Genomic DNA, 13,123 nt, shown 5'->3' on the forward strand with positions numbered 1-13,123 from the left:
CGGGCCGGTCCCGCACACCCATCGGAGGCTCCGCCATGCCCGAAAACCCTTCCACCACACCGAAATCCGATCCAGGCGCCGCGATTTCCGATGTCGGCGCGCCGGAAGTGCCCGGCGATCCCGGGGGCGACCGGCTCGGTGGGGATCACCCGGCCGTCCCGCCGACCCTGCTCGAGTCCGCGGTATTCGCGCCGGGTGTCCGGACCGCCCTGCCCGCGCCCGGCGGATCGGATTCGCCGTGGCCGATCGGGTCGCCTGCCCGCTCGGCCGCCGAACAGGCTCGGCCGCAGCGGATTCCGCCGCGCTCGGCACTGGTGGCGGTGCCCGGCGGCCTGCTGCCCGCGATCGGTGTGGCCGGTCTGGCGGCGGCGGTGTTCGTGCCGCTGGATCGCCCGGGACTGGGCTGGCTGCTGGCCGGTCTGAGCATGGCGGGCGCGGCGTACGCGGTCGATCGCAGCGCCCGGCGCGCAGTCGCGACGGGCGAGGATGCCGACACCGCGGCTGACGCGGGCGAGACGTCGGCGAATTCGGCTGCCGCCGCACCGATTCGACGGGGTGACCTCGGGACGGCCGCGGACGCCGCACGGAAACCGGTTACGGACGCTTCCGACACGGTCGGCGGACTCGATGCCGCGAGCGTGCCCGATGAGGACGAAGCGGCAGAGTCCGGCGAGCGACCGTCGAAATATGGGGCCCGCCGACGGGTTTGGTGGGGTGGACTGGCGTTGGCGCTGCTCGCGGTGGGGGCGGTGCGGGATGCGCCGTGGCTGTTCGCGCTGTGTGTGGTGGCGGCCGTGGTGGTCGGGTCGCTGGCGGTGGTGCGGCCCTCGGCGTACGGGTTGTGGTTCGACGGGCTGGCGGTGCCGTTCGCGGCGTTGACATCGGTGCCGTGGGTGTATCGGGCGGCGGTGGCGCTGCGGGGACGGGGGAGAGCCGGGTCGGCGCGAGTGTGGTGGTCGGTCGCGGTGGCCGCGGCGCTGCTGGTGGCCGTGGTGCCGTTGCTGGCGGGCGCGGATGCGGTGTTCGCGGGACTGGTGGACGGGCTGCTGCCGCGGGTGGATGTACCGGCGGTCGTGCGGTGGGCATCGGTGTTCGTGGTCGCCGCGATGGGAACCGCCGGGGCGTTGTATCTGCTGGCGGGTCCGCCGCCCGCGGCCGGGGATTCGGATGCCGAGCCGGGTTCGGTGGCCGGTGACGGGGTGGATCCGCTGGGGTGGATGGGGATTCGCCGGTTCGCTCCGGTGGCGTGGGGGATTCCGGTGGGTGCGCTGACGGTCGTGTTCGCGGCGTTCGTGGGAACACAGGTGGCGGTGCTGTTCGGCGGGGACGGGTATGTGCAGCGCACAGCGGGCCTGACCTATGCCGAGTACGCGCGCGGCGGGTTCTGGCAGCTGTCGATCGTGAGCATGCTGACCCTGGCGGTGATCGGCGCCGTGCTGCGCTACGCGCGCCGGGAGTCCGGGCGCGAGCGGCGCTGGCTGCGCGGCGCGGTCGCGCTGGTGTGCGTGCTGACGCTGCTGATCGTGGCCTCGGCGCTGCACCGCATGTGGACCTATCAGCAGGCCTACGGGTTCACGGTGCTGCGGCTGCTGGTGGAGGTGTTCGAGGGCTGGATCGCGCTGGTGTATCTGCTGGTGATGGCGAGCCTGGTGCGATTGCGGCGCGGCTGGGTGCCGCGCGCGGCGGTCGGGGCGGCGGCGGTGACGCTGCTCGGTCTGGCGGTGCTGAACCCGGAAGGGTTGGTGGCCGACCGCAATATCGACCGCTGGCAGGCGGGCAAGCGCTTGGACACCGGCTATCTGAGCGGGCTGTCGGCCGACGTGCTGCCCGCCACCGACCGGCTGCCCGACCCCGAACGCGCCGCCATCGCCGACGCCGTCCGCGCCCGGCTCTCGGGTGACTCGTGGCGCAGCTGGAACTACGCCCGCGCCACCGCATCCCGCTGATCGGGCGTCGAACCGGTCAGGCATCGAAGGCGACCGCGGTCCAGGTGCGGCCGGTGTCGCGGGTGATGAGCATGGTGGCGGCGTTGCGCGCCGGACCGGTGTCGTCGAGGATCACGAAACCGGTTGTCGCGGAGATGAACTCACCGGCGCGCGCCCGGCCGTGGTGGTTGGGCTCGGTGTAGGTGGGCGTCCAGGTCTCCCCGCCGTCGGCGGAGGTGAACACCTTGTCGTCGACGGCGGCGACCAGATGGGTGGGATCGGCGGGGGCCAGGACGGAGAAGGCCAGACCGCTGGTGAGCGTTCCGGTCTCGGTGAAGGTGACACCGCCGTCGATGGCGGTCATCAGGTGGGTGCCGTCGCTGTCGTTGGTGCCCGGGCCGGGCCGCCCGCACAACGCCAGCACCCGCTTCTCGCTCAGCGCATGCCAATCGGCGGGTCCGTTGCCGCCGCAGGGCAGACGCCACGGTGTCCAGGCGCCGCCGACGAGGCGGGCACCGGACCGGGTGCGGTTGGTCACGACCAGCCAGGCCCGGCCGCCGACGACCGACACCTCGGCCGACGGATCGGGCCCGCCGCCCACCCCGACGGGAATGTCGGTGGTCTCGCTCCACGAGTCGCTGTCGACCGGGCTGGTGAACAGCACGGTCTGCTCGCCGGGCTGGGTGGCGGCGATGAACACACTGTCCTCGGCCACCGACAGCGTCCAGTGGTCCATGACCGCGTTGATCTCGAGGTCGACCCGACGCCAGCTGCTGCCACCGTCGTGGGTGGAAAACAGCTTGCCGTCGGCCCGGATCCAGCCGTTGCGGGAATCGGCGAAGGTCAAGGCAGCGCCGGTGGTGGCGGTGCGCAGCGGTGCCGGCACCGGGGCCTGCTGCCAGCTCTCACCGCCGTCGACGGTGTGGCGCAACGACAGGCACGGCTTGGCCGCGCACGGGTAGCTGCGTCCCAGCACCCAGCCCTCGGTGGCGGAGACGAAGGAGATCGAATCGGGTTGGAACCCCACCTGATCCGGGGTGCCGACGATCTTGGCCGGGGGCGCCGGGGCGGGCGTCGCGCTCGGCGCGGGAGCCGCCGACGCGGCAGGACTCGCCGCGGTGGCCGCGCCCGAGTCCAGGCTATTGCCTCCCGGGTCGATGGTGAGTGCCGCGACCACCCCCGCCGCCAGGACCGGTGTTCCGACTCCGACGACTCCGGCCAGCACGACCGGATTCCGCAACCGCACCGGCCCGGACTCCCTTCGAAACGCTCCCGCGGCCGGTACCCCGGGCACTCACCCGGGCGGCCCTGCGGCACAACGGGATCGAGTATGCCCGCTGGACCCGGGAATCGCCCACCCGGCTCAGTGACCGCCGCGCTGCGCGGCCAGACGCGCCGCGATATCGCCGATCAGGTCGTAGGGGATGGGGTCGCGCAGCGGGAAGTTCAACGACCCCTTGCCCACCCGGTAGGGCGCTATGGCCGCCTCGAAGGCGGCATCGCCGGAGGGGACGGGATACACCGACAGGTGTTTCTTCCAGCCCGCGAAGTACACCACCGCCTTGCCGTTGATCTCGATGGTCGGCATCTTGTAGGCGAGCGTTTCGGTGGCCTCGGGCAGGACGGTGCGGATTGCGGCGCGGGTCTTTTCGAGGGCCTCGCGCATGGGCCCGGGCTGGCCCGCGAGGTACTCCTCGACGGTGGTGGGTTCCGGCTTCGCCATCGCGGTGCACCTTTCCACGGGAGATGTCCGATTCGACGGTACCGGTGGCCGGGCGCCGGTGATGCCGGACACGCGATTCCCACGACCGGTCCCAGCCCGGACAGGATGGGCGGGGTGGGAGAACACAAGCAACGCATGCTGACCGGACGGCTCTACCGCGACAACGATCCCGAACTCGTCGCCGAACGCCTGCACTGCCAGGGCCTGCTCGACCGATTCAACGCCACCCGCGCCGGCGAGGACGACTTGCGCCGCGGCATCCTCGAAGACCTGCTCGGCGAGATCGGCGAGGGCTCCTGGATCATGCCGCGATTCCAATGCGACTACGGTCATCTGATCCGTTTGGGCCGCAACAGTTTCCTCAACTACGACGCCATCGTCATGGATTGCGCGCCGGTCACCATCGGCGACGACGTCTCCATCGGCCCCCGCGCCCAACTGCTCACCGCCCTGCACCCGATTGACGATCACGAGCTGCGCCGCCAACGCTGGGAGACCGCCGCCCCCATCGTCATCGGCGACAACGCCTGGCTCGGCGGCGGCGTGATCGTGTGCCCTGGGGTGACGATCGGCGCGAACACGGTGGTCGGCGCGGGCAGCGTCGTCACCCGCGACCTACCCGAGAAGGTCTTCGCCGCAGGCAATCCCGCCCGCGTACTACGCACCCTGTGACCGGGCCGCATCCGCAGTACCCGGTGCGCCGCGTCGGCAGGTGATGGTCGTGCCGTGCAAGCACGTTGTGAGCGTGGCGCCGGTGCCCGGTGGCCGTGGCGGGTCAGTGCGGCAGTCCGGTGAGTTCGGCGCACAGGCGGTGCAGGCGGTGCAGGCGGGTGGCGGCGGCATCGTCCTGGGCGGCGGGGGCGGGGGCCTTGACGCGGTTGCGCTGGAAGTAGCAGCCCGAGACGGCGGCGACGTCGGGGTCGGCGGCCAGGTAGGCGAGGGTGCGGCCGCCCTCCTCGGGGGGAGATCATGAACAGGCGTTTGGCGATCGTGAGGGCGGGGCGGGCGAACCAGGGGGCCGAATCCCAGATGCCGGTGGCGACCACGCCGGGGTGGAAGGCGTTGGCGGTCACGCGGGTTCCCGCCAGCCGCTGCGAGAGTTCGCGCACGTAGAGGACATTGGCGAGCTTGGCGCGGCCGTAGGCCGTCGGTCCGGAGTAGCCGTGGCGCAGCTGCGGGTCGTCGAAGTCGATCGCGTTGCCGTAGTGCATGGCCGAGGAGGTGAGCACGATGCGGGCGGGGGCGCTGGCGCGCAGCAGATCCAGCAGCAGTTCGGTGAGCAGGAAACCGGCGAGATGGTCGATCGCGAAGGTGGCCTCGATCCCGTCGGCGGTCTCGGTGCGATGGTCGAAGAACCCGCCCGCATTGTTGGCCAGCACATCGAGGCGGTCGTAGCGGGCGGACACCGTGCCCGCGAGCTGGCGGACCGCGTCCAGCGAGGACAGGTCGCAGACCAGTTCGTCGACCTCGGCCGCGGCGGCCGAACGCACGGATTCGGCGGCGGCGGACAGCTTTTCGGGATTGCGGCCGACCAGGATCAGGCGGTGCCCCGCGGCGGCGAGCTGTCGCGCGGCGGCCAGCCCGATCCCCGACGTGGCCCCCGTGATCAGCATGGTCTTCATGCCCGGCCAGCCTGCCACAGCCACGGCCCGCTGTCGCGGCGCACCGCAGCAGCCCGGGAGCAGGGGGTGGCCTGGCCGAACCGCCTGTGCCACAAGGTCACAACCCGTACCGTTGAGGCATGGAGCCGGTACTGGTCACCGGTGCCGCCGGGGGGCGTGACGGATCCACCGGACGGCATCTCACCGCGCAACTGCTCGGCCGCGGCATCCCCGTGCGCGCCGTGGTGCATCGCGACGATGTCCGCGCCACCGTGCTGCGGGCCCTGGGCGCGCAGGTCCTCGTCGGCGACCTGCGCGACCTCGCCTTCACCCGCACCGCCATGACCGGGGTGCGGGGCGCCTACTTCACCTACCCGGTCATCGACGGACTCCTCGACGCCGCAGGCGCGTTCGCGGTCGCCGCCCGCGAGGCCGAGGTCGAACGGGTGGTGGCGGTCTCCCAGCTGGCCGCCGGACCCCAGGCGCCGACCCCGCGCATGCGCCAGCACTGGGTCGCCGAACAGATCCTCGACTGGGCCGAGATCGGCGCTGTTCACCTGCGCGCCGCCGTCTTCCACGAGAACCTCGCCCGCATCGCCGACACCGGCGACGGCGCGGCGCTGACCCTCCCGATGGGCGCACCCACCACCGAACTACCGCTGGTGGCCGCCTCCGACGTGGCCCGGGTCGCCGCCGGACTGCTCGCCGACCCCGACCTCGAAGCCGACCCGGTGCTACTGCTCACCGGGGATGTGGTGAGCATCGGCGGCGCGGCCCGCACCCTCGGGCGCACCTACCACGACGCCGACCCGGCGGCCTGGCACCGGTGGGCGCTGGACTTCTACGGCAGCGCGCACGCCGCCGAGCACCTCACCAGACTGTGGGAGATCTTCCGGGTGCTCGGCGAGGGCACCGGCCTCTACCGGGTCACCCCGGCCATCGAGCAGATCGGCGGGCATCCGCCGATCACGCTGTCGGAGTTCGTCATCCATCGGCCCGGCCATTGACGGCCGGAATCTCGGCGGGACTCAGATAGACCCGCTTACCCTCCGCGCGCGCCTGCGCCACCATGCGATCCGCGCCCTCGGAGGGACCGCCGATCCGCAGCACCGCGTCACACCGTGACAACAGCTGCTCGGCGATCGGGTGAAAGATCTCCTCGTAGAGCCGATCCCCGATACGGATGCTGCCCGCCGTCTCGAGCAGCGGCAACGCCAGCGCCTCCCCGGTGACCGGCAGGTGCCCGGCGCGGAAGAGCGCCAGCGCGGTCTCGTTCATCGCGGCCACGTTCGCGGCCAGCTTCACCGGATCATCACCGGTGCCCGACCGATACGGGCCCGCCACCAGGATCATCTGCGCATTCGACACGGCAACTCCTTCGATAATCGGTTCACATGCAACAGGTTCAGCTCGCATGGACCCGCACGCCCGCCTCGTACAGCGCCTCGAGGGTCCGGGGCCCGGCCGGATGGATCGCCGGATCGGCGGCCGAGGGATCGGTCACGAACTCGTGCGCGGCCGCCAGGGGAGCGACCCGGCTGAAGGCCCGCACCCCCAGCTTGGTCGCGTCCGCCACCGCCAGCACCCGCGCCGACTGCGCGATCCCGGCCTGCTTGACCGCCGCGTCGTCGAGACAGAACTCCGACCAGCCGTGCTCGGCGTGCACCCCGCCGATCGACATCACGAACACGTCGAAGGCCAGCGACTCGAGCGCGCGCAAAGCCAGGGGACCGACCAGGGACTGCTCACCGGGCCGGGAACGCCCACCGGCGACCAGCAATTCGATGTCCGGGGCATCGGCCAGGCACACCGCGGTCTGCACGCTCAAGGCCGTCACGCTCAACGGCCCGCGCGCGGCCAGGTGCCGGGCCACGTGAACGGTCGTCGTGCCCGCGTCCAGCAGCACCCGCGACCCGGGCGCGATGAGCCCGGCGACCGTCGCGCCGAGCCGATCCTTGATCGCCGCCGACCAGCCCGCCCGATCGGCGAACCCGCCCGCCTCGGTCCGCGCGTGCGTGGCGACCGCGCCGCCGTGCACCCGCCGCACCAGGCCGCGCTGTTCGAGGGTGTCCAGATCGCGGCGCACCGTCATCTCCGAAACACCCAGCCGCTGCGCCACTTCCGACACCGAGACCCGCCCGCCGCCCTGCACCAGCCGCAGCGTCACATCCAACCGTTCGGCAGCATCCACCCGTTCTTTCTAACAGAGAAATGTTCGAATGAACATGGGTTAGTTCGAATCGCTCGGGGTGTCCACCGATTATCTCGCAGGTAATGGCCTGGCGGCGTTCATCATTCGTACGATCGGGCCATGGCGACACCGACCGCGGGCGATCTACTCTGGCACTGGCGCACCACCCGGCGGCTGAGCCAACTCGAACTCGCCGGACGCGCCGACACCTCCACCCGCCACCTCAGCTTCATCGAAACCGGACGCGCCACCCCCAGCCGCCAGATGCTGCTGCACCTGTCCGGCGAACTCGACATCCCACTGCGCGAACGCAACCGCATGCTGCTCGCCGCCGGATACGCCCCCGTCTACACCGAACCCGAACTCGACAACCCCGTCATGCGCCCCATCCGCGACGCCCTGCGCCAAATCCTCACCGGCCTCGAACCACACCCCGCCCTGGCCATCGACGCCAACTGGAACATGGTCGACAGCAACGCCGCCGTCGCCCTGTTCCTCGACGGCATCGACCCCGCCCTGCTGCGACCACCCGTCAACGCCCAGCGCCTCACCCTCCACCCCGACGGCCTCGCCCCCCGCATCGTCAACCTCGCCGAATGGCGCGGCCACCTCTTCGAACGCCTGCAACGCCAGATCGAGGTCACCGGCGCCCCCGAACTCGTCGCGCTGCTCCGCGAACTACGCGCCTACCCCGGCGGCGAACAACCCCCCGGTCTGCCCGAACCCGACCAGGCCATCGTCCCCCTCCGGCTGCGCCACCACGGCCACGAACTCGCCTTCCTCAGCGTCACCACCGTTTTCGGCACCCCCATGAACCTCACCGTCGCCGAACTCGCCATCGAAGCCTTCTTCCCCGCCGACGCCACCACCGCCACCCTGCTGCACGACCGCATCGCCATCCCCGCCGACTGACCCCCCACCTCTCGGACTCCCGACCAGTCGGTCCGCGCGGTCGGCTCCATACCGCACAATGGGAACCCATGGACGTGCCCGCGCACCTCGCCCACCTCCTCGGCGAACCCGCCGCACGCATCGACCCCCTCGGCCCCAGCCACGCCTGGACCCTGTACCGCGCCCGAACCACCGACGGCCGCACACTTTTCATCAAGGCCCGCAACGACGGCGACCCCACCGCCGCCCTCACCGCCGAAGCCGCCGGACTGCGCTGGCTCGCCCAAGCCCACCCCGACCTCGTCCCACCCGTCCTCGCCGCCGACCCCCACATGCTCGTCCTGCCCTGGCACCCACCCGAACCCGCCACCCCCACCGCCGCCGAACACCTCGGCCACGCCCTCGCCACCCTGCACACCGCCACCCCCGACACCTACGGCGCCCCCTGGCCCGGCTACATCGGCACCCTGCCCCTCGACAACACCCCCACCACCAGCCCATGGAGCCACTGGTACGCCCGACACCGGCTCACCCCCTACCTCCCCGCCGCCGCACCCGAACTCGGCCGCGACGGCCTGCGCCTGCTCGAACGCGTCATCGACCGCATCGACGACCTCGCCGGACCCCCCGAACCACCCGCCCGCATCCACGGCGACCTCTGGTCCGGAAACATCCTGTGGACCCACGACCACGCCCTGCTCATCGAGCCCGCCGCCCACGGCGGACACCGCGAAACCGACCTCGCCATGCTCGCCCTCTTCGGCACACCCCACCTCGACCGCATCCTCGCCGCCTACCGGGAAACCACACCCCTGAGTCCCGGCTGGCGCCAACGCATCCCACTGCACCAACTCCACCCGCTACTGGTCCACGTCGTCCTCTTCGGCGGCTCCTACCGCGGCATGCTGCTCGCCGCCGCATCCGCCGCCCTCGCGAACTGACCCACCCCGGTCACCTCCCGCACCCGAGTAGGGCCGAAACCATGGAGTGGGGATATCTTGCGGCCGAGGAACTTTCGACCGCCATGCGCGCCGGCGACATCACCTCCGTGGAACTCACCCAAGACGCCATCGCACGCATCGAACGCGACGACAAAACCATCAACGCCATCTGCGTACCGGACTTCGACCGCGCCCGAACCGCCACCCGCACCACCGCCGGCGCCCACCTCCGACGCCACAGCCCACTGCTGCCCGACCTCGCCGAAGCCGCCGACCTCTACGCCCGCCTCCTGGTCGGCAACCTCATCGCCCGCATGCCCGCCGACCGCTACGAACAACTGCGCACCGCCGCCCGAAACATCGAAGGCGCAACCGGATTCCAAGCCGCCTGGCTGCGCGGCGCCATCCAGACCCAGCGCCAATGGTCCGAGGCCACCACCGCCCGCGAACTCCACCGCCACGCCTGGCGGCAACTGTTCACCGAATTCGACGCCGTCATCTGCCCCATCACCCCCACCCCCGCCTTCCCACACGACCACCGCGACCTCACCCAACGCCACATCGACATCGACGGCGTCGCCCACCCCTTCGGCGACCAACTGGCCTGGGCCGGGGTAGCCACCATGCCCGGCCTGCCCGCCACCGCCATCCCCGCCGGACGCTCACCCGAAGGACTCCCCGTCGGCGTCCAGATCATCGGCCCCATGCTCGAAGACCGCACCCCCCTGCGACTGGCCGAACTCCTCGAAGCGACACTCGGCGGCTTCCAGGTGCCGGAATAGTCACAGCCGCCGGTTATCGTTGACTCGTCACGTCGGTGACAGTGGGGGACCCGGCTTCACCCGGTCGACGCGACACGGTGTGAAACAAGGGTGGCGAAGATGAGGGAGAATACGGGCGTGCACGACGCAATCCACAACACGAACAGAAACCGGCGCGGAGCACCCGCCGCCACACCTGTCGGCGGCTAGCTCCATGTCCGACAACGAAGTACCCGGGCACGGATCCCTCCCGGGCCCCGGCGACCACCGATCCGACGCCGTCGAAGCGCTGCGCAGGAAACTCGAAGACCTGCGCGTCGGCACCGCGACCCCCGCCGACACCCCCGAATCCGGCGACAGCCCAGCCAACCTCACCCGGCTGCCCCGCCGCCCGCGCCGCATGACCGAACAACCCGCACAGCCACCCCGCAAGACCCCGCCGCCCCGCAGAACCTGGCACCCCGACAACGCCTCGGTCTACGACCCGGCACCGACCAGACCCGTCCTGCGTTCGGAACTCCAACGCGAAACCGGCTGGTGGCCCGTCGACCCCGGCGCCACCCGCCACCCCTCCGCACCGCAGCCCACCGACGCCGAACAGGACGCCAGCGTCATCGACCTGGATGCCCTGCGGCGCAAACGAACCGGCGCCGACACCCCCGCGAGCCCACCGCGACGCATCGCCAAACCCCGCCGCATCGGACCGAACACCGCCGCCGATCCCAGCACCGCGGAACAATCCCGGACCGATGACGACGCGCCCGGCTCGCCCCGGCCGGACGAACCCCCGCGCAGGTCCTGACCCACTACCCGGGACCCAGCAGATCCCAGCGGTTGCCCGAGATGTCCCAGGCGTGCGCTAGCGTCGGGGGAGTGCGGTTGCAGCGGATTCACCACGTCGCGATCATCGCCTCGGACTACGAGAAGTCGAAGGTCTTCTACACCGACATCCTCGGCCTGCGGGTGATCGACGAGCACTATCGGGCCGAAAGACGTTCGTACAAGCTGGATCTGGCGCTTCCCGACGGTGGTCAGCTGGAGCTGTTCTCGTTTCCCGAACCCCCGCCGCGGCCCTCCCGGCCCGAGGCGGCCGGGCTGCGCCACCTCGCGTTCGTCGTCGAGGATGTCGAGGCGACCCTCGCCGAGCTGCGGGGTAGGGGAGTGGCGACGGAAGAGGTGCGGGTCGACGAGTACACGGGGAAGCGGTTCGCGTTCTTCGCCGATCCCGACGGTTTGCCGTTGGAGCTGTACGAAGCCTGAGAGCGACGCATTGAGGTGGGAGGTAGCCAATTCCGAACATTAAGAAATGGAACTATGCGCATCTACACATGTTTCTCTCTTTCGAGCACACTCCGGCCACCACCTCCACACTCACCCGCCTGACCACACCCATCACCCACCAACCTCGAAGAGGGGAGCGGCTATTCGATACCGCTCGGTCGCTGGGTTGGGCGCTCCCATACGATGGGTCGCATGACCAAAGTGCTCCTGAAGACCTCCGCCGGGGACATCACCCTGGAACTGGACGAGGCCGCGGCACCCAAGACCGTCGCCAACTTCGTCGACTACGTGAAGGCGGGCCACTACGCGGACACCGTGTTCCACCGGGTGATCCCGAACTTCATGATCCAGGGCGGCGGCCTGACCGCGAACATGCAGCAGAAGCCGGCCCCGAACCAGGTCGAGAACGAGGCCAACAACGGCCTCAAGAACGACAAGTACACCGTCGCCATGGCGCGCACCTCGGCCCCGCATTCGGCCAGCGCGCAGTTCTTCATCAACACCAGCAACAACGGCTTCCTGAACTACCCGGGCCAGGACGGCTGGGGTTACGCGGTGTTCGGCAAGGTCACCGATGGCGCGGCCGTTGTCGACGCGATCGAGGGCGTTGCCACCGGCAACAAGGGCGGGCACCAGGACGTGCCGGTCGAGCCGATCACCATCATCTCCGCCGAGCTGGTCTGATACTCCGCACAGCGATAGCAGACGAACGGCCCGCAGCCAGGTGGTTGCGGGCCGTTGTCGTTCGTACCGGCGATTGTCGTTGGTACCGAAGGTATTCGCTCAGGCGTCGAGGACGCGGACCTCTCGTTTGACGACGGGCGGCAGCACCGACCACGGGAAGTTGATCCACTTGTCGGTGCGCTTCCACACGTATTCGCAGTCCACTTCGGAGTGCGGTTTCTGGTAGATGACCGCGCAGCGGACCTCGGCCACGTGATCGGAGCAGAAGTCGCGAACCAGCTTGAGGGTCTTGCCGGTATCGGCGACATCGTCGGCGACGAGCACGGTGGCACCGGTGAGGTCGACGGCGCTGGGCACCGGCGGCAGCATGACCGGCAGGTCCAGGCGCTAGTTCACGCCGGTGTAGAACTCGACGTTCATGACGTGGAGGTGCTTGACGTCGAGGGCGTAGCCCAATGAGCCTGCTACAAACAGGCCGCCGCGGGCAATGCTCAGGATCAGGTCAGGCTCAAACCCATCATCTGAAATCGCTTGCACTAGCTCACGACTCGCGTTTCCGAACAGATCCCAGGTGAGTTCTTCCCGATCCGCCATTGTGCCGTTTCCCTCTCCGTAGCTTGGTACAAATCCAGGTAGTCAGCTTGCTAGCTGGGTGACCGGAGCACGTTTACGGCACGAATTCGGGGCTTCCTCAGTCGGCTGGCTTCCAGTCGCATTGCCCAATGTTTGTAACACGGTCACCCAACCTGAGCGTCAGCGTGAGGGATTCTCCGCCGCTGGCCAGGCCGTTGTGATTGGACCTTGAGCCGTCCTGGTGGGTGATGCTCAGAGGGCAGGAGCGGTCCCAAGTGACATCCCTATGAAGGAGAGGCTTGCTGGCGCGGAAGGTACCGGGGTGCAGGTCTTTGCCAACGATGTACTCATTGCCGTGGTCGGGGGCACTGATGACAAGCGGAATGGCGCTGCCGTCACTCCGGTAGAAGTCGTGTGTCTCGTCGGTGGTGATGACCGGGAGGGGCATCTTGTATTGCGTGCCCTTGTCATCAGCGCACGCGGTGAGGGCTGCGGCAGTGCCAGCGAACACGGTCTCTGCGGCCTGGTGAATCGTCATCGGTCTGGTGTCAA

At 70.0% G+C, this 13,123-nt stretch carries 14 protein-coding genes and 2 pseudogenes; 9 read left to right on the forward strand and 7 right to left on the reverse strand.

The genetic code is table 11. From position 1 onward, the window contains the following. The first annotated feature begins 35 nt into the window (after window positions 1-35). On the forward strand, window positions 36-1,946 hold the full coding sequence (locus NS2_RS08315) for a DUF4153 domain-containing protein (protein WP_261772266.1): 1,911 nt from the start codon (window positions 36-38) through the stop codon (window positions 1,944-1,946). 16 nt (window positions 1,947-1,962) lie between these two features. Here the strand turns inward: NS2_RS08315 and NS2_RS08320 are convergent, their stop codons facing one another. Then, window positions 1,963-3,171 (reverse strand): WD40/YVTN/BNR-like repeat-containing protein, encoded by a 1,209-nt coding sequence (locus tag NS2_RS08320; protein WP_033086675.1) that lies wholly within the window; start codon window positions 3,169-3,171, stop codon window positions 1,963-1,965. Window positions 3,172-3,288: 117 nt separating this feature from the next. Continuing rightward, window positions 3,289-3,648, reverse strand: a complete 360-nt coding sequence (locus tag NS2_RS08325) for an iron chaperone (protein WP_033086674.1) — start codon at window positions 3,646-3,648, stop codon at window positions 3,289-3,291. A gap of 114 nt (window positions 3,649-3,762) precedes the next feature. Here NS2_RS08325 and NS2_RS08330 point away from each other — a divergent pair, with 114 nt between their 5' ends. Next, window positions 3,763-4,320, forward strand: a complete 558-nt coding sequence (locus NS2_RS08330) for a sugar O-acetyltransferase (protein ID WP_033086719.1) — start codon at window positions 3,763-3,765, stop codon at window positions 4,318-4,320. A gap of 398 nt (window positions 4,321-4,718) precedes the next feature. Here the strand turns inward: NS2_RS08330 and NS2_RS37245 are convergent. Continuing rightward, a pseudogene (locus NS2_RS37245) lies at window positions 4,719-5,270 on the reverse strand (SDR family NAD(P)-dependent oxidoreductase); the annotation flags it as partial. Window positions 5,271-5,389: 119 nt separating this feature from the next. Between NS2_RS37245 and NS2_RS08340 the strand changes: the two are divergent. Further along, window positions 5,390-6,256, forward strand: a complete 867-nt coding sequence (locus NS2_RS08340; RefSeq protein ID WP_052086165.1) for an NAD(P)H-binding protein — start codon at window positions 5,390-5,392, stop codon at window positions 6,254-6,256. Here the strand turns inward: NS2_RS08340 and NS2_RS08345 are convergent. Continuing rightward, the gene (locus NS2_RS08345; RefSeq protein WP_211724335.1) at window positions 6,234-6,617 is read right to left on the reverse strand and encodes a hypothetical protein; all 384 of its coding nucleotides are present in this window, start codon (window positions 6,615-6,617) and stop codon (window positions 6,234-6,236) included. The genes NS2_RS08340 and NS2_RS08345 overlap by 23 nt on opposite strands. 37 nt (window positions 6,618-6,654) lie before the next feature. Next, window positions 6,655-7,440 carry a DeoR/GlpR family DNA-binding transcription regulator gene (locus NS2_RS08350; RefSeq protein ID WP_033086672.1) on the reverse strand — a complete coding sequence of 262 codons (786 nt, stop codon included), beginning with the start codon at window positions 7,438-7,440 and terminating at the stop codon, window positions 6,655-6,657. A gap of 120 nt (window positions 7,441-7,560) precedes the next feature. Between NS2_RS08350 and NS2_RS08355 the strand changes: the two genes are divergently transcribed. From NS2_RS08355 to NS2_RS08380, 6 genes are all read left to right on the forward strand, one after another. Continuing rightward, window positions 7,561-8,352 (forward strand): helix-turn-helix domain-containing protein, encoded by a 792-nt coding sequence (locus NS2_RS08355; RefSeq protein WP_033086671.1) that lies wholly within the window; start codon window positions 7,561-7,563, stop codon window positions 8,350-8,352. 68 nt (window positions 8,353-8,420) lie between these two features. Further along, the gene (locus NS2_RS08360; RefSeq protein ID WP_033086670.1) at window positions 8,421-9,272 is read left to right on the forward strand and encodes a fructosamine kinase family protein; all 852 of its coding nucleotides are present in this window, start codon (window positions 8,421-8,423) and stop codon (window positions 9,270-9,272) included. Window positions 9,273-9,313: 41 nt separating this feature from the next. Beyond that, complete coding sequence (locus tag NS2_RS08365; protein WP_082062567.1) at window positions 9,314-10,054, forward strand: amidase family protein; 741 nt, start codon at window positions 9,314-9,316, stop codon at window positions 10,052-10,054. 193 nt (window positions 10,055-10,247) lie between these two features. Beyond that, window positions 10,248-10,835, forward strand: coding sequence for a hypothetical protein (locus tag NS2_RS08370; protein ID WP_033086669.1), 588 nt, complete (start codon window positions 10,248-10,250; stop codon window positions 10,833-10,835). A 71-nt stretch (window positions 10,836-10,906) separates the two neighbouring features. Then, window positions 10,907-11,293 carry an SMU1112c/YaeR family gloxylase I-like metalloprotein gene (gloA2, locus tag NS2_RS08375; RefSeq protein WP_033086668.1) on the forward strand — a complete coding sequence of 129 codons (387 nt, stop codon included), beginning with the start codon at window positions 10,907-10,909 and terminating at the stop codon, window positions 11,291-11,293. A gap of 213 nt (window positions 11,294-11,506) precedes the next feature. Further along, on the forward strand, window positions 11,507-11,998 hold the full coding sequence (locus tag NS2_RS08380) for a peptidylprolyl isomerase (protein WP_033086715.1): 492 nt from the start codon (window positions 11,507-11,509) through the stop codon (window positions 11,996-11,998). A gap of 99 nt (window positions 11,999-12,097) precedes the next feature. Here the strand turns inward: NS2_RS08380 and NS2_RS08385 are convergent. Next, window positions 12,098-12,592 (reverse strand): annotated as a pseudogene (locus tag NS2_RS08385) (phosphoribosyltransferase). Between the two features lie 97 nt (window positions 12,593-12,689). Beyond that, window positions 12,690-13,123 (reverse strand): hypothetical protein (locus NS2_RS08390; protein WP_036551942.1); only part of this gene is annotated, 434 nt, incomplete at its 5' end.

The organism is Nocardia seriolae NBRC 15557 (assembly GCF_007990715.1).
Lineage (GTDB): Bacteria > Actinomycetota > Actinomycetes > Mycobacteriales > Mycobacteriaceae > Nocardia > Nocardia seriolae.

Coding starts and splice junctions, on each gene's coding strand:
- NS2_RS08315 (WP_261772266.1), top strand. CDS start 36: ATGCCCGAAAACCCTTCCACCACACCGAAATCCGATCCAGGCGCCGCG.
- NS2_RS08325 (WP_033086674.1), bottom strand. CDS start 3,648: ATGGCGAAGCCGGAACCCACCACCGTCGAGGAGTACCTCGCGGGCCAG.
- NS2_RS08340 (WP_052086165.1), top strand. CDS start 5,390: ATGGAGCCGGTACTGGTCACCGGTGCCGCCGGGGGGCGTGACGGATCC.
- NS2_RS08355 (WP_033086671.1), top strand. CDS start 7,561: ATGGCGACACCGACCGCGGGCGATCTACTCTGGCACTGGCGCACCACC.
- NS2_RS08360 (WP_033086670.1), top strand. CDS start 8,421: ATGGACGTGCCCGCGCACCTCGCCCACCTCCTCGGCGAACCCGCCGCA.
- NS2_RS08365 (WP_082062567.1), top strand. CDS start 9,314: ATGGAGTGGGGATATCTTGCGGCCGAGGAACTTTCGACCGCCATGCGC.
- NS2_RS08370 (WP_033086669.1), top strand. CDS start 10,248: ATGTCCGACAACGAAGTACCCGGGCACGGATCCCTCCCGGGCCCCGGC.
- NS2_RS08380 (WP_033086715.1), top strand. CDS start 11,507: ATGACCAAAGTGCTCCTGAAGACCTCCGCCGGGGACATCACCCTGGAA.